Source organism: Cupriavidus sp. H18C2 (assembly GCF_049393795.1).
Lineage (GTDB): Bacteria > Pseudomonadota > Gammaproteobacteria > Burkholderiales > Burkholderiaceae > Cupriavidus > Cupriavidus pauculus_C.
In genome coordinates this window covers 291619-313667 of record NZ_CP186011.1, presented here as the reverse complement: position 1 = coordinate 313667, position 22049 = coordinate 291619, and the positions used below count along the sequence as shown (strand labels likewise).

The 22049-nt window shown below is 68.5% G+C and carries 19 protein-coding genes; 13 read left to right on the top strand and 6 right to left on the bottom strand.

Annotated features, from left to right (window positions below; all coding sequences use genetic code 11):
* Positions 1-237: 237 nt before the first annotated feature.
* Positions 238-1320 carry a mechanosensitive ion channel family protein gene (locus EPAKOI_RS18070; RefSeq protein ID WP_124685387.1) on the bottom strand — a complete coding sequence of 361 codons (1083 nt, stop codon included), beginning with the start codon at positions 1318-1320 and terminating at the stop codon, positions 238-240.
* Between the two features lie 176 nt (positions 1321-1496).
* On the opposite strand from EPAKOI_RS18070, the gene EPAKOI_RS18065 reads away from it, so the two are divergent.
* Positions 1497-2630 carry a 3-deoxy-7-phosphoheptulonate synthase gene (locus EPAKOI_RS18065; RefSeq protein ID WP_313839612.1) on the top strand — a complete coding sequence of 378 codons (1134 nt, stop codon included), beginning with the start codon at positions 1497-1499 and terminating at the stop codon, positions 2628-2630.
* Between the two features lie 145 nt (positions 2631-2775).
* Positions 2776-3990 carry a BamA/TamA family outer membrane protein gene (locus EPAKOI_RS18060; RefSeq protein ID WP_423194185.1) on the top strand — a complete coding sequence of 405 codons (1215 nt, stop codon included), beginning with the start codon at positions 2776-2778 and terminating at the stop codon, positions 3988-3990.
* Between the two features lie 72 nt (positions 3991-4062).
* Here the strand turns inward: EPAKOI_RS18060 and EPAKOI_RS18055 are convergent, their stop codons facing one another.
* Positions 4063-6054: a PhoX family protein gene (locus tag EPAKOI_RS18055; RefSeq protein WP_124685390.1), complete on the bottom strand. Its 1992-nt coding sequence runs from the start codon at positions 6052-6054 to the stop codon at positions 4063-4065.
* 937 nt (positions 6055-6991) lie between these two features.
* On the opposite strand from EPAKOI_RS18055, the gene EPAKOI_RS18050 reads away from it, so the two are divergent.
* From EPAKOI_RS18050 to EPAKOI_RS18040, 3 genes are all read left to right on the top strand, one after another.
* On the top strand, positions 6992-8419 hold the full coding sequence (locus EPAKOI_RS18050; RefSeq protein ID WP_423194184.1) for an L-lactate MFS transporter: 1428 nt from the start codon (positions 6992-6994) through the stop codon (positions 8417-8419).
* Between the two features lie 31 nt (positions 8420-8450).
* Positions 8451-8582, top strand: coding sequence for an MFS transporter small subunit (locus tag EPAKOI_RS18045; protein ID WP_124685392.1), 132 nt, complete (start codon positions 8451-8453; stop codon positions 8580-8582).
* 158 nt (positions 8583-8740) lie between these two features.
* The gene (locus EPAKOI_RS18040; protein ID WP_313839606.1) at positions 8741-9535 is read left to right on the top strand and encodes an SDR family oxidoreductase; all 795 of its coding nucleotides are present in this window, start codon (positions 8741-8743) and stop codon (positions 9533-9535) included.
* Between the two features lie 22 nt (positions 9536-9557).
* On the opposite strand, the gene EPAKOI_RS18035 is transcribed toward EPAKOI_RS18040, so the two are convergent.
* On the bottom strand, positions 9558-10559 hold the full coding sequence (locus tag EPAKOI_RS18035; protein WP_124685393.1) for an SDR family oxidoreductase: 1002 nt from the start codon (positions 10557-10559) through the stop codon (positions 9558-9560).
* A 242-nt stretch (positions 10560-10801) separates the two neighbouring features.
* Here EPAKOI_RS18035 and ligD point away from each other — a divergent pair, with 242 nt between their 5' ends.
* From ligD to EPAKOI_RS18005, 6 genes are all read left to right on the top strand, one after another.
* Entirely contained in the window at positions 10802-13426 is a 2625-nt protein-coding gene (gene ligD / locus EPAKOI_RS18030; protein WP_423194183.1) for a DNA ligase D, read from the top strand.
* Positions 13427-13572: 146 nt separating this feature from the next.
* Positions 13573-13734: a hypothetical protein gene (locus tag EPAKOI_RS18025; RefSeq protein WP_172966133.1), complete on the top strand. Its 162-nt coding sequence runs from the start codon at positions 13573-13575 to the stop codon at positions 13732-13734.
* On the top strand, positions 13731-13940 hold the full coding sequence (locus EPAKOI_RS18020; protein ID WP_423194182.1) for a hypothetical protein: 210 nt from the start codon (positions 13731-13733) through the stop codon (positions 13938-13940). The genes EPAKOI_RS18025 and EPAKOI_RS18020 overlap by 4 nt, the downstream gene beginning before the upstream one ends.
* Positions 13937-15949: a response regulator gene (locus EPAKOI_RS18015; protein WP_423194181.1), complete on the top strand. Its 2013-nt coding sequence runs from the start codon at positions 13937-13939 to the stop codon at positions 15947-15949. The genes EPAKOI_RS18020 and EPAKOI_RS18015 overlap by 4 nt, the downstream gene beginning before the upstream one ends.
* 27 nt (positions 15950-15976) lie before the next feature.
* Positions 15977-16117: a hypothetical protein gene (locus tag EPAKOI_RS18010; protein WP_172966134.1), complete on the top strand. Its 141-nt coding sequence runs from the start codon at positions 15977-15979 to the stop codon at positions 16115-16117.
* A 12-nt stretch (positions 16118-16129) separates the two neighbouring features.
* Positions 16130-17269, top strand: a complete 1140-nt coding sequence (locus EPAKOI_RS18005; RefSeq protein WP_423194180.1) for a Ku protein — start codon at positions 16130-16132, stop codon at positions 17267-17269.
* Between the two features lie 203 nt (positions 17270-17472).
* Here EPAKOI_RS18005 and EPAKOI_RS18000 read toward each other — a convergent pair whose 3' ends face one another.
* Positions 17473-17940 (bottom strand): BON domain-containing protein, encoded by a 468-nt coding sequence (locus EPAKOI_RS18000; protein ID WP_313839594.1) that lies wholly within the window; start codon positions 17938-17940, stop codon positions 17473-17475.
* A gap of 33 nt (positions 17941-17973) precedes the next feature.
* On the opposite strand from EPAKOI_RS18000, the gene EPAKOI_RS17995 reads away from it, so the two are divergent.
* Positions 17974-18555, top strand: coding sequence for a hypothetical protein (locus tag EPAKOI_RS17995; RefSeq protein ID WP_423194179.1), 582 nt, complete (start codon positions 17974-17976; stop codon positions 18553-18555).
* Between the two features lie 147 nt (positions 18556-18702).
* Here EPAKOI_RS17995 and EPAKOI_RS17990 read toward each other — a convergent pair whose 3' ends face one another.
* Both EPAKOI_RS17990 and EPAKOI_RS17985 read right to left on the bottom strand, forming a co-directional pair.
* Positions 18703-19689 (bottom strand): Bug family tripartite tricarboxylate transporter substrate binding protein, encoded by a 987-nt coding sequence (locus EPAKOI_RS17990; RefSeq protein ID WP_423194178.1) that lies wholly within the window; start codon positions 19687-19689, stop codon positions 18703-18705.
* Between the two features lie 126 nt (positions 19690-19815).
* Positions 19816-20946, bottom strand: coding sequence for an alpha/beta fold hydrolase (locus EPAKOI_RS17985; protein WP_423194177.1), 1131 nt, complete (start codon positions 20944-20946; stop codon positions 19816-19818).
* A gap of 155 nt (positions 20947-21101) precedes the next feature.
* On the opposite strand from EPAKOI_RS17985, the gene EPAKOI_RS17980 reads away from it, so the two are divergent.
* Entirely contained in the window at positions 21102-22049 is a 948-nt protein-coding gene (locus tag EPAKOI_RS17980; protein ID WP_423194176.1) for a LysR family transcriptional regulator, read from the top strand.

Genomic DNA, 22049 nt, shown 5'->3' with positions numbered 1-22049 from the left:
CGCTTCGTGGGCCTGAATAAACGCCGCTTGACTTCAATCATTGGGCAGGGGGACTTCGGCCGTCTGACCGGCCGTCAGACACCCACCGCTTCTGCCGGAAACAAAAAAAATAGCCCGCCACTGGAGATGGTTCGGGCCGGAAGGGTCGCTACTACCTGCCGACGACTGTAGCGCCCCCGGCCCCACGCCCGTGTCAGTCATCGTCTGATTTTTTGCAGTGCACCATGCCGGCGCGCATCAGGGCGTGGCCGCCAGTGGCCCGGCCGGGGTGGCGGGCGCGGCATCCCCTTCGATCCGCAGCTTCGGCAGCCCCTGCGGGTATTCGCGCTGCATGAAATCGATCAGGCCCTCGCGCACGGCGCAGCGCAGGTCCCAGGCCAAGCCGGACGACGCGGCCGTGCACAGCACGCGGAGCTGCATGGTCGTCTGGGTGGTATCGCTGACCACCAGGTTGAAGAAGCGGCCGTCCCACTCGGGCCGCGACTTGACGATGCGCTCCAGCGCCTCGCGCAACGGCGCCAGCGGCATGCTGTAGTCGACATGAAAGAACACCGATCCCATGATCTGGGCGCTGTTGCGCGTCCAGTTCTGGAACGGCTTCTCGATGAAGTACTGCAGCGGGATGATCAGCCGCCGCTCGTCCCAGATCTGCAGCACCACGTAGGTGCTGGTGATTTCCTCCACGCGGCCCCATTCGCCCTCGACGATCAGCACGTCGTCCAGCCGCAGCGGCTGCGTCAGCGCCAGTTGCAGCCCGGCGATCATGTTGCTGAACACGGGCTTGGCCGCGAAACCGGCGATCAGGCCGACCACGCCGGCCGATGCCAGCAGGCTGGCGCCCACCTGCCGCGCGCCCGGAAACGTCATCAGCAGCATCGACACGCCAATCACGATCACCAGCGTCATCGCGATCCGCGAGATCACGCGGGTCTGCGTGTGGATGCGGCGCGCGGCGATGTTGTCCGCGACGTTGACCGGGTGCTGGTCCAGGATGCCCTGCGCAAAGCCGGCGATGATCCGCACCACGAGCCACGTCACGGCCACGATCAGCAGCAGCCCGTTCAGGTGCCGGAAGCTGTCGATCCACGGCAGTTGGTCCGGCGCGGCCTGCCATGTGGTCTGCAGCAGCACCAGCGGCACCACGGCCTTGGCCGGCGCGCGCGCCTTGAGCACCATCATGTGCAGCACCGGCGTATGCCGCGTCATCCGCAACAGCAGCAGCCCGCCCAGCCGGTGGGCCAGCAGCCCGAGCAGGATGGCCGCCACGGCGCCCATCGCCGTGCCGAACCAGGGATGCCTTACCACGATTGCCATGTCCATGTGCAAAACCCTCGATCTGTGCGCATTATTCGAAAGATGCCTATAGCGACGCCCCGCCGCCGGAAAAGGTTCCCAAACGGGGGCCGTCCGGCGGCGGCCGGGGCCGGGGTCCATTAGAATCTCGGCCATCCGCCGGCAGCCCACTGCCGCCTTACCCGATCCCCCAGGAGCCTGCCATGACCGATCCACAGAAGTCGCCGCCGACCATCGCCGAGGGCTGGCAGGCGCCGCCCGACCGCACCAGCGTGACCGACGACGCCCATGTCGAGGACATCATCCCGCTGCCGCCGCCCGAGCACCTGATCCGCTTCTTCCCGATCCGGGGCACGCCGGTAGAGGCGCTGGTCACGCAGACGCGCCAGCGCATCTCGCGCATCCTGCACGGCCACGACGACCGCCTGCTGGTGATCATGGGCCCCTGCTCCATCCACGACCCGCAGGCCGCGCTGGAATACGCGCGGCGGCTGCTGGCCCAGCGCGCGCACTATGCCGACACGCTGGAGGTGGTGATGCGCGTCTATTTCGAGAAGCCGCGCACCACGGTGGGCTGGAAGGGGCTGATCAACGACCCGTACCTGGACGAAAGCTACCGTATCGACGAGGGCCTGCGCATCGCGCGCAGCCTGCTGCTGGACATCAACCGGCTGGGCCTGCCGGCCGCCGGCGAGTTTCTGGACGTGATCTCGCCGCAGTACATCGGCGACCTGATCTGCTGGGGCGCCATCGGCGCGCGCACCACCGAGAGCCAGGTGCACCGCGAGCTGGCCTCGGGCATCTCGGCGCCAATCGGCTTCAAGAACGGCACCGATGGCAATATCCGCATCGCCATCGACGCCATCCAGGCCGCGTCGCGCCCGCACCATTTCCTGGGCGTGCACAAGAACGGCCAGGTGGCCACCGTCCATACCAAGGGCAACCCCGACTGCCACGTGATCCTGCGCGGCGGCAAGGCGCCGAACTACGATGCCGATTCGGTGGCCACCGCGTGCCGGGAGCTGGAGACGGCCGGGCTGGGCCACGCGCTGATGGTCGACTGCAGCCACGCCAACAGCAGCAAGCAGCACCAGCGCCAGATCGACGTGGCGGCGGACGTGGCGAAGCAGGTGGGCGGCGGCAGCGCATCGATCTTCGGCGTGATGGTGGAAAGCCACCTGCTGCCCGGCGCGCAGAAGTTCACCCCGGGCACGCACGACCCCTGCAACCTGACCTACGGGCAGAGCATCACCGATGCCTGCATCGGCTGGGATGACTCGGTGGCCGTGCTGGAGACGCTGAGCCAGGCCGTGCGCCAGCGCCGCGCCGCGAAGTAACCGGTGCGCCACAGGCGGCGGCGCCGGGGCGGCGTGCGCCTTCGCCTAAACGCAGCCAACGAAAACATTCACTTCGGGCCGGGCCGCCGATGGACGAACATTCGAAGGCCTGGCCGTCCCGCGCGGCGGCTTCCGTCCCGACGATATGCGCGCCGCCCTGCCCTCTCCCCTGCCCCTTGCCTTGCTGGCGGCCGCCTGCGCCGTGCTGGCCACGCCGCCGGCCCGTGGCGCAGATGCTGACCAACCCACCGCAGCCACCGCCACCGATCCTGCCGGGCCGCCAGCCGGGGCCGCGCAGCCGGGCTGGATCGACCGCATGCTGAACAAGCTGGGCGCGTCGAAAGAGGTGGACCTGAGCCACGGCATCGACTGGGGCGTGCTGCCGGGGCCGTTCTACAACCCGGAGATGGGATTTGGCGTGGGCGCGGCCGCCATCGGCCTGTACAAGCCGAAGAACGCCGAGAAAGACACGCAGCTTTCCACGCTCACGCTGACCGGTTTCCTGACCACCACCGGCGCCGTGGGCATTGGCGTGGACAACAACACCTTCTTTGCCGACGACAGCTACCGCTTCGTCTTCAGCGGCGGCCTGATCAACATGCCCACCGCGTACTGGGGCATCGGCTACGACAAGGCGGCCAACCCGGCCAACAAGGAGGACTACACGCGGCGCGGCGTGGTAATCCAGCCGCGCATGATGGTGCGGGTGCGGCCCAACGTCTACATCGGCGGCGGCTACGACTTCGAGTACGACAACGCCGCCCAGTTGCAGCGCGGCGCCGACAGCGCGCTGGCCACCGACCCGCACGGCACGCGTGTGCTGAGCAGCGGCCTGACGGCCCATTTCTCGTACGACACGCGCGACTTCCTGCCCAACCCGTACCGGGGCCAGGCGCTGCTGCTCAACGGCACGGTCTACCGGCGCGCCATTGGCAGCGACAACGACTTCGAGACGCTGGAGATTACCTACGACCGGTACTTCCGCATGCGCGACCGCGACGTGCTGGCCTTCGACGTCTACGGCAAGTTCAACTGGGGCGATGTGCCTTGGAGCATGATGTCCAAGCTTGGCGACAGCCGGCGCATGCGCGGCTACTTCATGGGCCAGTACCGCGACAAGGCGCTGCTGACCGCGCAGGTGGAATACCGCTGGCATATCGCCGGGCGGCAGGGGATGGTGTTCTGGGCCGGCACCGGCGCCATCGCCGGAAACCCGGGCGCGCTGGCGTCGGCGCACTGGCTGCCGAACGTCGGCGTGGGCTACCGGTTCGAGTTCAAGCCGCGCGTGAACGTGCGCTTCGACGTGGGCGTGGGCAGCAACACCAAGGGCGCCTACTTCCAGATCAACGAGGCGTTCTGACGCCGCCCAACGAAAAAAGGCGCCGCGGACCCTTCGGCCCGCGGCGCCCTGCCAGCCCCGGAGGGCCGGGGATTACTTGCCCAGCTTCATGCTCGTCGGGTCGGCGGTCAGGTAGCCCACCGCGGCGCCCAGGCCGTTCTTGTAGTTGGCAAACACCAGCGGCTCGACGGCGGTCTTGACCTGCGTCTTGATGCCGTCGCCGGCGTGCTGGAAGTTGCTCATGATGTACGTCCAGCCGTTGAGCTCGTCCACGGCATGCAGGCCCGTGGATTCGCCGCCGGCCGGCACCGACAGCAGGCGCGACAGCTTCTTCGTGTCGACGTTGTACGCCCACAGGAAGTTGTTGGTGTGGCGGCTGCTGTCTTCACCGATGAACAGCGTGCGCAGCTTCTCGGAGAACTTGAGGTTGTCCGGGTTGCCGATGGTTTCCGGGTCGGACGTGTTGCCCAGCGCGTCGGCCGTGATGTCCTTGCCCACCAGCAGCGCCTTGGTATGCACCGGCACCCATTCGCTGTTGATGGCCGCGCCGGTCGTGTCGGCCTGGCCGCCGGCCAGCTTGTGCTGCATCACGCCGCCCGAGTTCACGGCCGCCGGCACGCCGATGTTGCTCTCGGCATACCAGCCCTTGGCCGTGTTGTTGACGACCATCGAGTCGACGATGTTCTGCAGCGCGGAGTAGGCGATCTTGTCCTTGATGTTGACCGTCGTGCCTTCCATCTTGGTGAAGCCCATGCTGCCGCCCTTCAGGGCCGCGTAGCGGTGGGTTTCCAGGAACGCGGCAACCAGTTCCTTGCCGGCCTTGACGCGCACCCACTGGGCCGCGCCGCTGTACATGATCTTCGTGTACGTGGTGTCGGCCGGGTCGGTGGCCGAGAAGTCCATGATGTCGGCAAACGTGTGCGATTTGGCCCAGGCTTCGACCTGCGCGCTCGTGGCATGGCCCAGCTTGATCCAGGTGAGGTCGGCGCCGGCGGCGGCCGGGTCCACCGAGAAGCCCGTGCCAACCTTGGCCACGTACAGCGTGCCGGCCGACAGGTCCTTCTCCACGTCGGCCACGAACATGAACAGGCCGCTGTTGGTGGCGTCGTCGCCCATCAGCACCGTGCGGTTGTCCGGCATCACCTGCACCAGCTCGTGCGAAATGCGGCCCAGGCAGTAGTGCTTCTTGATCGAAGCGGTGCCGTCCGGCTTGACGGTGACTTCCGGCAGGTGGCCGTACAGGTACGGGTTGAACGGGACCGACGCCGTGCCGTACAGGTTGGCGGCAAAGTCGATGCACTGCTGGTTCGTGGCAGCGGTACGGGCGTCCGGCTCGTACTCCTCGCTCGACAGGTGCGTGTTCCACGGCGACAGGCTGGCGCCGCAGGTGATCCACAGGCCGTTGGCGCCCGAGGTATCGACGTTGTGGTACTTCACCAGCGTCAGCTTGCCGGTGTTCGGGTCCTGGTCCAGCGTCAGCACGGCGATCGGCGACGGCAGGCGGCCGTACATGTCCTTGACCTTGACCGCGTCCCACGTGGTGTACTCGAACTGGACCACGGCAAAGACCGGGTTGCCCTTGACGCCGTCGACCTTGGCGCCTTCCACCTTCAGCAGCGACGTGCCGTCGGGCGAATCCGAGAAAAACTGCTTCGACACCGACGGATCGATGATCGGGCTGTTGTTGATGTTGTAGTAGCCGCCGGCCAGGATCTGGCCGCCCTTGCCGTCCGGGACCATGTCGCCGGTGATGAAGAACGGCTGGTAGGCCAGCTTGTACGTCTGGCTGGTGCCGTCGCTGAGCTTCACGGTCAGGCTGGAGCCCACCGTCGTGGTGGCCATCGAGGCCGGGTTGCTCAGCGCCGGGGCCGGCATGCTCGTGAACTCGGCCGAGGCAAACGTCGGCGTCACGGTCGGCGGGGTGGTCGTGCCACCGCCCGGCGTGGTCGTGGCGGGCGGCGGGGTATCGTCGTCGCCGCCGCAGCCGGCCAGCAGCGAGGTGGAAGCCAGGCCCAGCGGCAGCATCGGAGCGCCGGCCAGGAATTTCAGTGCCTTGCGGCGCGAAGCATCAGGTTTCTCGTACATCTGGAAAGTTTCCCGTCTGATAGTTATCGAACGCGGCCGGCGCCGGACTGGCGCGGACGGTTCAGGCCCCTGTGAGGTTGGCGGCACAAAGCACGCGGGAACGAATGCTAGGTGTCGTTTATGACAACAGGTTGAAGACGGCGTGAATGGCACACATCCCGCAGGCACTTGCATGGCTGCAGGTCGGGCCACGAGAATCGCGGAGGAGGGAAAAAAACGCCGCAGCCAGGTGCTGGCCGCAGCGCATCAATGCGCCGGTCCGTGCGACACCCACTATGTCGCGCGTTGCACCTTATTGCTGGTTCTACCGGCTTGGCCTTTCATGGCAGAGGAACCGCCACGGAAACCGATCGTAGAGACCGGCCATGTCGGTTTCATGACAGCCTGTCCGGACATGGAGTCAGCCAGCAACGCGCGACGATGTCCGCCCTGCGGGCTGCCCGAGTGTGGTGAAAATCAAACGGAGAAAACGAAACCACTGCGGATTTTTTCTCATCAGCACCAGAAATTCAGGCCGGCCGGGAATATGTCATCTTTAGCCTATTGAAGTCGTCAATCTGGACGGCTATGGTTCTGCGCATAATATTTTCCACGGCAATATATGCAAATCCGAGCATATATTGTTCGCCCCAGCCGGAAAAACAATGAACCAATCCATTCCGGGACGCACCGCGTCTCCAGCCGCCCTCATGCCCCGCCTTGCCGGGTCCCGCCGGCGCGCGTCCGCGCGCCCGATTCCGCCTGTCCGTTTTGTAGCAACCTCGTAGCAACCGTCGCCACGACCGGGCAATAACGCCTCCCAAAGCCCGGTCCGGCGCACAACCTCTGGAGGTAATCCGACCCGGGGTGTGACGGGGTCACCGACGGCCGACCAGACCGGCGGACGCGCCAGACTGCATGGGCGGATTACCGAGGATCCACGACTGGAGAAAGTCCAATGAGCAGTGTCATCAATGATGGCGGCAACCCGTCCCGCGGGCCGGCGCCGTTCTTTTCCAAGGAAGCGACCTACGCCAAGCCGGGATTTTCCCGCTGGATGGTCCCGCCCGCCGCGCTGGCGGTTCACCTCTGTATCGGCCAGGCCTATGCCTTCTCGGTGTTCAATGCACCGCTGTCCAAGGTCATCGGCATTACCGAATCGGCGCCGGACGACTGGAAGCTGACCACGCTGGGCTGGATCTTCTCGCTGGCGATTTTCTTCCTGGGCATTTCGGCCGCGTTCGCCGGTAAATGGCTGGAGCGCGTGGGCCCGCGCAGGACGATGTTCACGGCGGCCTGCTGCTTTGGCGGCGGCTTCCTGATCTCGGCGCTGGGCGTCTACACGCACCAGATCGTGCTGCTGTACCTGGGCTACGGCGTGCTCGGCGGCATCGGGCTGGGCCTGGGCTACGTGTCGCCCGTGTCCACGCTGATCCGCTGGTTCCCGGACCGCCGCGGCATGGCCACCGGCATGGCCATCATGGGCTTTGGCGGCGGCGCGATGATCGCCGCGCCGCTGTCCGTGGCGCTGATGAACTACTTCAAGAGCGCCACCTCGGTGGGCGTGACCCAGACCTTCCTGGTCATGGGCGTGGGCTACTTCATCTCGATGGCCATCGGCTCGCTGGCCATCCGCGTCCCGCCGCCCGGCTGGAAGCCGGAAGGCTGGACCCCGCCCGTGGTCGAGAACAAGATGATCACGCGCAACCACGTGCACATCGACGAAGCGCTGAAGACCCCGCAGTTCTACCTGCTGTGGCTGGTGCTGTTCCTGAACGTGACCGCCGGCATCGGCGTGCTCGGCCAGGCGTCGCTGCTGATCCAGGAAAGCTTCAAGGGCAGCGTTACCCCGGCCGCCGCGGCCGGCTTCGTGGGCCTGCTGTCGCTGTTCAACATGGGCGGCCGCTTCTTCTGGGCGTCGTCGTCGGACTGGATCGGCCGCAAGAACACCTACTTCGTGTTCTTCGCGCTGGGCGCCGTGCTGTACTGGCTGGTGCCGCAACTGGGCGCCAGCGGCAACATCGCGCTGTTCGTGCTGGGCTACTGCGTGATCATGTCGATGTACGGCGGCGGCTTTGCCACCATCCCGGCCTACCTGGCCGACATGTTCGGCACGGCCTTCGTGGGCGGCATCCACGGCCGCCTGCTGACCGCCTGGGCCGCCGCCGGCATTGCCGGCCCGGTGCTCGTGAACTACATCCGCGAATACCAGGTGGCGCACGGCGTGACCGGCGCGCAAGCCTATGCGATGACGCTGCACATCATGGCCGCGCTGCTGGTGGTCGGCTTCCTCTGCAACCTGCTGGTGTCGCGCGTGAATGCCAAGCGCCACATGAGCGATGCCGACGTGGCCCGCCTTGGCGCCAGCGCCGGCGCGGCCCACTGACCGGCCGCCCCCGCGACAAGGAGTCTTTCGAATGCAAAACCAGAACCTGAACGCACATCCGACCAACAAGGGCCTGCTGGCCGTCTTCTGGCTCTACGTGCTGATCCCGCTGGTGTGGGGCGTGTCCAACACGATCACCCAGGCGCTCAAGCTGTTCCAGTAAGCGCCCACCCATCCGCAGAAAGGCCGCGACACGTTCGCGGCCTTTTTTTTGGCCCGCGCCGCCGGAACGCAGCATTCCGGCGCCGCGCCTTGGCGCCATGCGCCCCGCTTCCTACACTGGACGGGCCGTACCCTCCACCCTACCCCTCCGGAGCACACATGAAGATCGATCTGTCGGGCAAGACCGCCCTGGTGACTGGTTCCACGGCCGGCATCGGCTTTGCCACCGCGCGTGGCCTGGCCGAATCGGGCGCGCGCGTGATCGTCAACGGCCGCAGCCAGGCCAGCGTCGACAAGGCCATCGACACGCTGCAGTCCGCCCTGCCCCAGGCCGACGCCATCGGCTTTGCCGGCGACCTCGTGGACGCCACCGTGGCCGACGCGCTGGTCAAGGCGCATCCCGACGTCGACATCCTCGTCAACAACCTGGGCATCTTCCAGCCGCAGGACTTCTTCGACATTCCGGACAGCGAATGGTCGCGCTTCTTCGAGGTCAACGTGCTGTCCGGCGTGCGGCTGTCGCGCGCCTATGCGCCGGGCATGGTCCGGCGCCAGTGGGGCCGCATCGTGTTCGTGGCGTCCGAATCGGGCATCAACATCCCGGTGGAGATGATCCACTACGGCTTCACCAAGACCGCCCAGCTGGCCGTGTCGCGCGGGCTGGCCAAGCGGCTGGCCGGCACCGGCGTGACCGTGAACGCGGTGCTGCCCGGCCCCACGCTGTCCGAGGGCGTGGAGGCGATGCTCAAGGACGAGATCGCGCGCACCGGCAAGTCGGCCGAGGCCGTGGCCGCCGACTTCGTCAAGGCCCACCGCAGTTCGTCGCTGATCCAGCGCGCCGCCAGCGTCGACGAGGTGGCCAGCATGATCGTCTACGCGTGCTCCAGGCAGGCGTCGGCCACCACCGGCGCGGCGTTGCGCGTCGACGGCGGCGTGGTCGATACGATCATCTGACGGCCGGGGTAGCCGCCATCGGCTAGCTGCGCCGGTGGCGCATCATCGCCGCCATGGCCGCCGAGGCGCCCAGCACCAGCGCCGTCGCCAGGATCGGGTGGCGCGTGGATGCCGTGTACGGGCACGACTTCAGCGCCCGGCGATCCCCGGCGCGCTCGACCAGGCTGTTGCCGGCCGCGTGCAGCGCGTTGTCATCGCGCGGGCCGGCCGGCGTGTCGGTCTGCTGCGCGCGGCCCATGAAGCGCCGCATGAAACGGTCGAACGTGTGCGGCGCGTGGTAGGCCGCGGCCGAGAACGCCTTGGCCGCGGCACCCACGAACATGTCGCGGCGCGGATGCTCGGCGGCAAACAGGATCGCGTCGGCCGCCATGGCCGGATCGTAGAGCGGCGGCGCCTGCCGGGGCTCCACGTGCAGGAAATTCTTGGCGTGGGTGACGATCGGCGTATCGAGCGCCGCCGCCTTGATCAGCGTGACCGAGACCGGCGCCTTTTCCTGCTCCAGTTCCAGCCGCAGCGTGTCGGTGAATCCCTTGATCGCGTGCTGCGACGCCGCGTAGGCGCTCTGCAGCGGCAGCGGGCAGTCGCACGACTCGCTGCCCATGTTGATGATCGCCCCGCCCTCCTGCCGCAGGTGCGCCACGGCGGCCAGCGATCCATGCACCACGCCCCAGTAGTTCGTCTCGAACAGCCGGCGATGGTCCTCCAGCGGCACGTCGTCGTGGCGGCCGAAGATCGTCACGCCGGCGTTGTTGACCCACGTATCGAAGCCGCCAAAGCGCTCGATGGCCGACTGCGCGACATGCGCCACGTCCTCGTGCCGGCCCACGTCGGCGGTCACGGTGATGACCTCGGTGCCGTGCTCGCGCAGTTCCTCGGCCAGCTTGTGCAGCGCATCCTCGCCGCGCGCCACCAGCACCAGCCTGGCCCCCCTGGCAGCCGCCTTGCGGGCCGTCACCAGCCCCACGCCGCTCGTGGCCCCGGTCAGCACGATGACCTGCGAGCCCACCTTCTTGTGCGTCTTCATCTTGCCTCTCTTGGCTGAGTTGGATCGGAATCGAAGCCAGGGTGACGTCGCACATCCCGTGCCCGGCCAGCCGGCGGGAGACGCCGATGTGCGCCGCAGCAATCCCGGCCAGGATTTACAAACGCGGTAAAAAGTCCGCCATCCATGTAGGACGGCTACTGCTTTCGCACGCGACGTGGGCTGCATAAGCTGGAACGGACCCCGCTTTGCGCGCTTCGCGCAATACGCCACCACCCGCTGCCATGGCCAAGACCGCCTCCGCCACACGCCCCGCCTCCCGCAAGCCGGCCGACGCCGCCCTGGGCAAGTACCAGGACATGCGCGACTTCGGCGCTACGCCCGAGCCCAGCGGCAAGACCGCGCGCGGGCGCCGCGCGGCGACCAACGGCGCCCACGCGTTCGTCATCCAGAAGCACGCGGCCCGGCGGCTGCACTACGACTTCCGGCTGGAACTCGACGGCACGCTCAAGAGCTGGGCCGTGCCCAAGGGCCCGAGCTTCGACCCCGCCGACAAGCGCATGGCCGTGCATGTGGAAGACCACCCGCTCGACTACGCCGACTTCGAGGGCGTGATTCCGGCCGGCCATTACGGCGCGGGCACCGTCATCGTCTGGGACCGGGGCGTCTGGATTCCGGACGAAGACCCGGCGGCCGGCTACCGCGCCGGCAAGCTCAAGTTCGAACTGCGCGGCGAAAAGCTGCAGGGCCACTGGACGCTGGTGCGCATGGGCGGCCGCAAGGCGCGCGACGACAACGCCTGGCTGCTGATCAAGGAGCGCGACGCCTTTGCGCGGCCGGCGTCCGAATTCGACGTGGTCGAGGCCATGCCCGACAGCGTGCTGGCCGGCACGGCCAGGCCGGGCAAGAAGAAAGCCGGCGCCGCCAAGGCCGACGCCAAGGCCAAGCCCGCGCGCGGCAAGCGCACCGCCGCCATCGAACTGCCCGAAAAGGCGAAGCCGGCCGCGCTGCCGCTGGCGCTGACGCCGCAACTGGCCACGCTGGTCGAAGCCCCGCCGGCCGACCCCACCGCGTGGCAGTACGAGATCAAGTTCGATGGCTACCGCATCGTGGCCCGCGTCGACGGCGACGACGTGCGGCTGTTCACGCGCAACGGGCACGACTGGACGTCGAAACTGCGCCCGCTGGCGGCCGAGATTGCCGGCCTGGGCTGGCCCGACGGCTGGCTCGACGGCGAGATCGTGGTCGTGGACGCCCAGGGCATCACCGATTTCCAGGCACTGCAGAACGCCTTCGAGACCGCCCACGCCGAGGCCATCCAGTTCTACGCGTTCGACCTGCCCTACTACGCCGGCCACGACCTGCGCGCCGTGCCGCTGGCCGAGCGCCGCGCGCTGCTGTACCGGCTGCTGGCCGACAACAAGTCCGGCCGGGTACGCTTCAGCGACAACTTCGAGGGCGACCCGAAAGACATGCTGGACGCGGCCTGCCGCATGAAGCTCGAAGGCATCATCGGCAAGCGCGCCGATGCGCCGTACGTCAGCACGCGCGCCGGCACGTGGATCAAGCTCAAGTGCCAGAACCGCCAGGAATTCGTGATCGGCGGCTACACCGATCCCAAGGGCAGCCGCAACGGGCTGGGGTCGCTGCTGCTGGGCCTGCACGATCCGGACGGCAAGCTGCGCTACGTGGGCAACGTGGGCACCGGCTTCGACACGGCCATGCTGGACGCGCTGCGCAAGCAACTGGACGGGCTGGCCGCCGACAAGACCCCGTTCGACCCACTGCCGCGCGGCATCAAGGGCCACTGGGTCAAGCCCAAGCTGGTGGCCGAGGTCACGTTTGGCGCCTGGACCCGCGAGGGCCGCATCCGCCACTCGGTCTTCCATGCGCTGCGCACGGACAAGCCGGCATCCGCCGTGACGCTGGAAAAGCCGGCCAAGCCCGCCGACAAGGCGCCGAAGACGGCGGCCAAGGCAGCCGCAAAGACGGCAACCGGCCGCAAGACGTCCGGCAAGACCGCCATCGGCAACGTGGCCGTCAGCCATGCGGACCGCGTGATCGACAAATCCACCGGGCTGACCAAGGGCGACCTGGTCACCTATTACGCCCGCGCCGCCGCGCTGATGCTGCCGCACCTGAAGGGCCGGCCGCTGGCACTGGTGCGGGCGCCGGCCGGCATCGACGGCGAGCAGTTCTTCCAGCGCCACGGCGATACGCTGAAGCTGAAAGGCGTGCGGGCGCTGGACCCGGCGCTCTGGCCCGGCCACCCGCCGCTGCTGGAAATCACCGGCGCCGACGCCATCGTCGAGGCCGCGCAGCTGAACGTCGTGGAATTCCACACCTGGAACGCACTGGCGCGCAATATCGGCAAGCCGGACCAGATCGTGTTCGACATCGACCCCGGCGAGGGCGTGACCTGGCGCGAGATCCAGGAAGCCGCCACGCTGGTCAAGGCCATGCTCGACGAACTGGGCCTGCAGGGCTTTCTGAAGACCAGCGGCGGCAAGGGCCTGCACGTGGTGGTGCCGCTGGCCGCGCGGGCCGGCTGGGACGAGGTGCGCGACTTCTCGCAGGACGTGGTGAACCACATGGCCAGGACGATTCCGGACCGCTTTGTAGCAAAGAGCGGCCCCCGCAACCGCGTTGGCAAGATTTTCATCGATTACCTGCGCAACGGTGTCGGCGCTACCACGGCGGCCGCGTTTTCGGCGCGCGCCCGGCCCGGCCTGGGCGTCTCGATCCCGGTGAGCTGGGACGAGCTGGACGACCTGACCGGCGCCGCCCAGTGGACCATCGCCAACGTCGAAGGCCGGCTGGCCGAACTGGCCCGTCACGACCCTTGGGCCGGCCACGACAAGGTTCGCCAGACACTGACGCGCGCCCGCAAGCTGCTCGGCGACGGCTGAAACCAGCCCCCGCCGCCCGTGTATCCCCCACGCCATGGCGCGCGCGGCGCGCTGTAGGCGTCCGTCTGTCAGCCGCTTGGCCATAAGCGGCACGGTTCTTGCCACGATGCTCCCAGAACACGGCCGAAAAGGGCCGCCGAGAGCTGATGGAACCGATGAGACAAGACCCCGATCCCTGGTATTCGAGCGAATTCTGGCAGCGCGCCGTCATCGGCGTGTTGATGCTGGCACTGGCCTGGATGCTGGCTTCGCCGGCCGATGCCGGTGCCGCCGGGCTGCGCGCGCCGCATGGCGCGGTGGCGCCATGAAGTGGATGAACGGGCCCGCCGGGCCTTCGGGACGTTACGTCGAAAATACAAATGCCATGGGTGGAATGCAGGTAAAAACTACAATTCAGGATCGTTTGGCGCCACTTGCGCGGTTTGCAGGGGATGGCGCCGTGCCGCTTCGTGCCCTGATCGCTTCAGATTCCGCCATTATCAAAGCGGCGCCGCTTGCCGCCTGCCAGCCATGAACGCTTCGACCGTGCCCCATCCGACGCGCCGCCCGCTGGTCCTCAACGTCGAGGGCCGCGAGGGGCCGCGCTACGTCAAGAGCCGCATCCTGAACCGAGCAGAGTTTTCCGTCCTGGAAGCCTCCGACGGCCAGGCCGCGCTATCGCTGGTCCGCCAGCACGCGCCAGACCTCGTGCTGCTGTCGGGCCAGCTGTCCGACATCGACGGGCTCGACGTCTGCCGTCTGATCAAGAGCGATCCGCAGACCGCCCGGACCATGGTGCTGCTGACCTCGCCCGGCGTGACCGATTCGCACCGCCGGGTGCAGGCGCTGGATAGCGGCGCCGACAGCCTGCTGGTGGAGCCGGTGGAGCCCGAGGAGCTGATCTCGAACATTAACGCGCTGCTGCGCATGCGCGGCGCCGAGGATGCCTACCGCCGCACATCCGAGGCGCTGCACGAGAACGAAGACCTGTTCCGCCAGCTGGCCGAGGCACTGGCCGACGTGGTCTGGATCCTCGATCCGGCCGCCCAGCGCTTCCTGTTCGTCAGCCCGGCCTTCGAGGCGCTGTGGGGCCGGCCGGCCGACATCGTCAAGCAGGACCCGACGCAGTGGCTGCAATGGGTCTCGCCCGAGGATCGCCCGCGCATGGAAGCCGAATGGCAGAGCATGCTGCGCGACGGCCGGCTCGACGCCGGCTTCCAGCTCGAACGCCCCAACGGCGAAATCCGCGAAGTCCACATGCGGGCGTTCCCGGTACGGGGCGCCGACGGCCGCTGCCTGCGCGTGGCCGGCATCTGCCAGGACGTGACGCGCCACAATCGCGCCGAACGCACGCTGTACAACGAGGAACGCCGCAAGGACGAATTCCTGGCGATGCTGGCGCATGAGTTGCGCAACCCGCTGGCGCCGATGCGCAGCGCGGTGGACCTGCTGCAGCAGTTCTCGCCGTCGCGCGAGGACATGTTCCGCGCCCGCGACATCATCGGCCGCCAGCTTCATCACATGACCCGGCTGGTCGACGAACTGCTGGACGTGTCGCGCTTCAACCAGGGCAAGATCACGCTGCGGCGCGACCTGGTGGAACTGCGCGGCGCGCTGAACACGGCCGTCGAAACGGTGCGGCCGCTGCTGGAATCGCGCCAGCACACGCTGCGGCTGTCGCTGCCGGAGCAGCCGCTGCCGGTGCGCGGCGACATGGTCCGGCTGACCCAGATCTTTGCCAACCTGCTGCACAACGCGGCCAAGTACACGCCCGAAGGCGGCCAGATCACGGTGGAGGCCACCGTATCGGACGGCAAGGTGTTCGTGCGCGTGCGCGACAACGGCAACGGCCTGTCGCCAGCGCTGCAGCGCCAGCTGTTCGATCCGCTGGCGCCCGAGGTGGGCGCCGCCGATGGCGCCGCGGGCAGCGCGGGCGGCGAGCACGACGACCGGCCGCCGGTGCCGCAGGACGCCTTTACCGACCCCGACAACTTTGCGGCACGCGAGGGCCCCGGCATCGGCCTGACGCTGGTGCAGAAGCTGGTGACGCTGCACGGCGGCCGTGTCAGCGCCGAAAGCCCGGGCCGCAACCTGGGCAGCACGTTCACGGTGGAACTGCCCGTGGAGCCGTGGCAGAACTGGCACCCGACCAGCGGCAAGACGCGCGCGCAGTCGTCGGCCACGCACACGATCATGCTGGTGGACGACAACGTCGACGCGCTGGAAGCGATGACGATGACGCTGGAAACGCTGGGCCACACCGTGGTGACCGCGGCCGACGGCCAGAGCGCCATCGACCGCGCCGCCAGCGTGCGGCCGGACGTGGTGCTGCTGGACCTGGGCATGCCGACGATGGACGGCTTCGAGACCGCCCGCCGGCTGCGCGAGATTCCCGAGCTGCGCAACGCGCGGCTGGTGGCGCTGACCGGTTTCGGCCAGCCCGACGACCGGCGCCGCACCCGTGCCGCCGGCTTTGACCTGCACCTGGTCAAGCCGGCGGATCTCAACGCGCTCACGCGGCTGCTGGACGAGCTGGACGCCTGACCGCCGAGCGCCTGGACGAGGAACACCATGCACATCACCCCCGAACCCGACATCACGCCCCCGAAGCCGGAGATGCCGCCGCCCGAGCCGCCCGACAACACGCCGGAGCCGGTGAACGACCCGCCCCCGGGCGACATGCCGCCGCCCCCGCCGCAGCGCGCGGCCTAGCCGGGCGTCGCCATGTCCCGTGCCATCTGGAAGGGCGCCATCAGCTTCGGGCTGGTGAACATCCCCATCGCCGTCAAGCCCGCGTCGCGCACGCATTCGCTGGACCTGGACCTGCTCGACAAGCGCGACATGGCCCCGGTGGGCTACCAGCGCATCAACAAGCACACGGGCAAGCCCGTGGAGCGCGACGACATCGTCAAGGGCTACGAGTACGAGAAGGACGAGTACGTGGTGCTGAGCGACGAGGATTTCCGGCAGGCCAACGTCGAGGCCACGCAGACAGTGGACATCGTCAGCTTTGTCGACGCGGCCGCCATTCCGCCCTATTTCTTCGACACGCCGTACTACCTGGAGCCGGACAAGCGCGGCGAGCGCGGCTACGCGCTGCTGCACGAGACCATGCGCAAGACCGGCCGCGCCGCGCTGGCGCTGGTGGTGCTGCGCAACCGCCAGCACCTGGCCGCGCTGATGGTGGCCGGCAAGGCGCTGGTGCTGAATACGATGCGCTTTGCCGACGAGGTGGTGCCCGTGGCCGAACTGAGCCTGCCCGGCGGCAAGAAGAACACGGCCAGCCCGCGCGAGGTGCAGATGGCGACCAAGCTCGTGGAAGACATGAGCGAGGACTTCAAGCCCGAGCAGTACCACGACACCTACCGCGAAGACCTGCTCGCGCGCATCCACGACAAGGTCAAGGCCGGCAAGACCCACCTGCTGACGCCGGCGTCGGACGAGCCGGCCGCCGGCACCGGCAAGGGCGCCAAGGTCATCGACATGATGGCGCTGCTCAAGCAGAGCCTGGGCGCACGCGGGAAGCGTGGCGGAGACAGGGGGGACGGGAGCGGGGACGATAGCGCCAACGACAGCGACGCGGCGCCGCGCAAGGGGTCGCGGCGGGCGGCGGCGAAGGCGTCGGGCAAGGCTTCGGCGAAGTCATCGGCGAAGTCATCGGCGAAAACGTCGGCGAAAGCGTCGGCCAGGACGTCGAAGACATCGGCGGGCAAGGCTTCGGCCAAGACTTCCGCGAAGACATCGGCAAAGATCTCAAAGGCTTCGGCCAAGGCCAGCGCCACAAAGCCGGCCAGCAAGCCGGCGACCAAGCGCGCCAGCAAGAAGACCCCGGCCACTGCCGCCCAGCGCCGCAAGGCGGCCTAGCCTCGCCCGCCCTCCCAAAGAAAAAGAGCCGCGACACGTGGGAGAGTCGCGGCTCAGCGCAGGGGCGACCAGGGTCGCCGCGCATCATCAACCGGTTGGGTCAGTCAGTCTGTCAATCCGTTGGCCAGAAAACCTGTACCTCCAGTCATCTTCGAGGTCGGCCACGCCATCGGGCGTGGCCGGTCATGCGGCATGGCGCCTGCTTAGCGCGCCGACACCTTCAGGTGGTCGTCGACCGAGCTCACGCCCTCCACCGAGCGCACCGTTTCCACGGCCATCTGCCGCTGTTCGGCGCTCGGCACCGATCCCGTCAGGTTCACCACGCGATCCTTGGTCTTGACGTGGATGCCGGTGGACTTCAGGTCCTTCGTCGCCAGCAGCTTCGTCTTGACCTTGGTGGTCAGCGCGCTGTCGGTCACCGCCTGCTTGGCGTTGTCGACGTTCGCGTCAACCTTCGCGCCCGACGTGGCCGCCGGCAGCTTTTCCTTGTCGCCGTCCGAACGGCCCGGCATGCCCGACGGCGTATTGGTCGGATTCGCCTGCGTCACGGTGCTGCCCGTGGCATCGGCAACCTTCATGAAGCCGCCGTTGTCCAGCGCATAGGCGCCGCCCGCCGTGGCAAGCGCGGCAATCATCGTGGCAATGCGAAGCGTCTTTACAGCGTGGGTCATGGCCCTTTTCTCCTTGTTAGCGTTTGAATCGCGATGAATCAAGCTTTTCGCGTGGTGTCCGCACGGACACCGGTATCCATCACTTGCAAGGAGTGTTCCAAAGCGGCGAAGCCTTTGCTGGCGCGGCCCGGCAAGGTTTTGGGCATGCCGGCCGCCGCGCCGGCGTATGAAAAGCATGCATCCGTTGTAAATCGGGAAGGCCTGCCACAGCCGCTGCAAGTCGCGCATCCGCTACGTTTGCATCCCGCAGATGCCATACGCCCCACATTGCCGACGCCCGCCGGCCGTGGCACGCGCATTGCTCAATCCTCCATGCGGCACCCCCCGCCGCGCGACTTGGAGACAGCAATGGGACAGCAGCAAGGCCAAGGTGGCCAACAAGGTAGCCAATCCCAACCGGGACAGAAGCAGCAAGAGCAGCAGTCCGGCCAGCGCGGAAACCAGCAGCAAGGCGGCCAGGACCAACAGCGTCAGCAAGGCGGCGGCCAGATGGGCAACCAGGACAAAGGGTCCGGCCAGCCCCAGCAGGAAAGCGGCATGGGTGGTCAGCAAGGTGGTTCGCAGCAGGGCCAGCAAGGCTCCCAGCAGCAGCAACAACAGAAGGATCGCCAGTAACCCGCGTGCCCACACGCACGGCTTTCCGGGCCCCGCAGTGACATCTCCACGGTTGTCACATCACGCCTGAAGTCAAGGCGTGCCTCACAGGAGCGGGCCCACCGGCCGGAACATCCGCAAGGGTGTTCCGGCTTCTTGCGTTATGGCTCACCCCAACCGCCCCGACACCGCCGCGATCGCCTGGCGCCATACCTCGCGTTGCCGGTCCAGGTAGTCCACGGCCTGCGGGCCGGTCAGGCTCAGCGGTTCGGCGCCGTCCTGGGCCAGGCGCTGGCGTAGCGACGGGTCGCGCAGCACGCGGGTCAGCCTGTCGGAGAGCGCGGCGCGGCGCGGTTCGGGGATGCCGGACGATGCCAGCACGCCGTACCACGCGTCCTGCCCCATGCCGTCGATGCCCGATTCCGCGAAGCTCGGCACGGCCGGTGCCAGCGGGCTGCGCGACTTGCCGGTAACCGCCAGCGCGCGCACCCGGCCCTGCCGCATCAGCGGCAGCGCGGCCTGCAGCGTGCTGACCAGCACCGCCACATGGCCGCCTTGCAGGTCCACCAGCGCCCGTGCGCTGCCTGGGTACGGCACGTGCGCCATCGAGACGCCCGCCTGCCGGCACATCAATTCGCCCACCAGGTGGGCGCTGGAATGGACCCCCAGCGACGCGTATGCGATCTCGCCCGGCCGCCGGCGTGCCTCGGCGATCAGGCCAAGCAGCCGCGCGCGGGCATCGTCGGCGCGGGCGCGCGTGCCGTCGCCGGCGATCAGCAGGACATGGGGGGTACTGGCGACGATGGCCAGCGGATGCAGCGGACGCGCCGGCGCTTCGGGCGTGCCGGCCAGCAGTGGACCGATGCTGACCGAGCCCACCGTGCCCAGCAGCAGCGTGGGCCGTTCATTGCCCGCGCGCGCCGCCTCGTGCATGGCGATCTGCCCGGCCGCACCGGGGCGGTTGTCGACGATCACCGGCTCGCCATCGGCGGACAGGCTGTCGGCCACGATGCGCGCCACGTGGTCCGCGCCGCCGCCCGCACCATAGCCCACCAGCAGGTGCAGCGGCGCGGCGGCGTGGGCGGATGGCCAGGGGCGCGCCAGCGGCAGCATCAGCAATGCGGCCGTGAGGCGCCGGCGGACGGGAACAGACATGAAGGCGGAAAGACTGGACGAAAGGCTGCGCGCATCGTAGCACCGCCCGTCCGCGCCCGCCGCCCGGACAAACCCACCCGGCCCGGGCCGCGATGGCACCCGGCGCCAGGTACTCGGGACAGCCGCTCAGGGCTGCGGCGCGCGGCAGGCGGCGCCGCTGGCGTTGGCGGCCGGGTCCATGCCGAAGACGGCCTGCGCGCCGCATTGCGATCCGAACATGCGCGCCTGGTCATGGCCCACGCCCACCACTTCCATCGACCGGTGCGCGCTGGCCTGCCCCGGCCCCGCCAGCACCTGCTCGTAGCGCCAGTACGCCCGCGCGCGCTGCAGCCGCGTGGGGCCTTCGGCCTCGGCGCCGCACGCCTTGTCCAGCACGCGATGGTTCGGGTCGTTGTCCTCGCTGCCCACCAGGTACGTCACCTGCCGCTGCATGTAGCGCCGATAGAGCGTCATGCCGTCCGCGCCCCGGGCGTACGCCACCATGTCGCGCATGCCGTAGCGGTACTTGTCGTAATCGGCGCAGGTGGCGGTGCTGTACGGCGCAAAGCGCCGGTAGTCGGGCGCCACGGGCCGGTCCGGCGTGAAGTACAGGTACGACGACGGATTGGCCACCACGTAGCGCAGGTCGATGCCCGACGCGCGCACCTTTTCGTCCACGTTGTTGAGCACCGCGTAGCGGTGCACGATCTGCGCGCCGCCCGAATGGCCGGCCACGGTGACCTTGCGGACCATCGGCAGCCGCTGGCGGTCGGTGACGTAGGCCAGCAGATCGTCCAGCACCTGCAGCGAACTCACACCGGCGCCGGGCCACGACACCGCGTCCTCGCCGCCGATCCAGCCCTGCACCGTCCACACCGGCATGTTGTCGAAGCGCTTGGCCGCGTCCGGCGTGCCGGGGAAGTTCGGCGCGATCAGCAGCACCTCGTCCGGATTCCGGCCGCTGGCCTTGAGCAGCGCCGCGCCGGCTTCGTAGTAGTCGTCGCCGTTGCGCTGCAGCCCGTGCTGGACGAACACCACCTCGCGGATGCCGCGCAGGTCGCCGCCGAGCGCGTGGTTGGCATAGACCGGGAAGTCGTAGCCGGCGCCCGTGCCCAGGTGCACGCGCTGCCATTGCGGCCTGGCCGCAGCGGACGGGCTTGCGGACGCGCCTGCCGAAGGGCTGGCGGACGGGCTCGCGCAGCCGGCCAGCGCGGTGGCGGCCACCACGGCGGCGAGCGCCACGGCCGGAATCGGTCGGATGCGGGGTTGGCGAAGCATGGGCGTCTCCTGTCGTTGTCGGTATGGGTGGGTATGGGTCGGCAAGGCCGCCCGGCCGCCTGCCGGCGCATCGGGCGAAACGCCAATACTACGGCGCCAGGGGCGGCACGTAAAATATATGCTTTCCCGCATTCCCATATACGACGGATATATCGATGGAGCTCAGACACCTGCGCTACTTCCTGGCCGTGGCCGAGACCGGATCGGTCACGCGCGCCGCCGAACAGCTCGGCATCCAGCAGCCGCCGCTGTCGCAGCAGCTCAAGGCGCTGGAGGCCGATCTGGGCGTGACGCTGTTCGAGCGCCAGCCGCGCGGCGTGACGCTGACGCCGGCCGGCGCCGCGCTGCATGCCGATGCCGTCGACCTGTTCGCGCGGATCGACCAGATGCGCGCACGCATGGCGCGGATGGCGCGCGGCGACGAGGGGTCGCTGGCCATCGGCTTCACCAGTTCGGCCGCCGCGCACAAGCTCACGCCCGAGGTGCTGCGCGCCTGCCGGCGCCAGTTTCCGCGCGTGGCGCTGTCGCTGACCGAATGCAACGCGGCAGAGGCCATCGAGCGGCTGGCCGACGGCACGCTGAACGCGGCGCTGCTGCGCGCGCCCGTGCAGCACCCGGAAGGCGTGCGGTTCGACCTGCTGCTGGAAGAGGAGATGGTGATCGCGCTGCCGCTGGACCACGCGCTGCTGCGCCGCCGCGCCCTGCGGGGCCAGGCGGCCACCGCGCCGGTATCGTTGAAGGAGCTGGCGTCCGACCCGTTCATCCTCGTGCGCCGGCCCGGGGCGCCCGGCATGTATGGCGACCTGCTGCGCGAATGCGAGGCGCTGGGCTTCACGCCGCGCATCGGCGCCGAGGTGGAACGCATGCTGACCAACCTGAACCTCGTGGCGGCCGGCGCGGGCGTGAGCGTGGTGCCGGCGTCGATGGCGGGGCTGAACCGCCATGGCGTGGCCTACTGCCGGATGGTCGAGGCCGATCGCCTGCGCGCGCCGCTGACGCTCGGCTACCGCGAAGGCCAGGACGACGCCGCGCTGGCGGCGCTGGTGGCGCTGACGCATCGCATCGCGGCGCGCCATCGCAAGAAGGGGCAGGACGACGCCTAG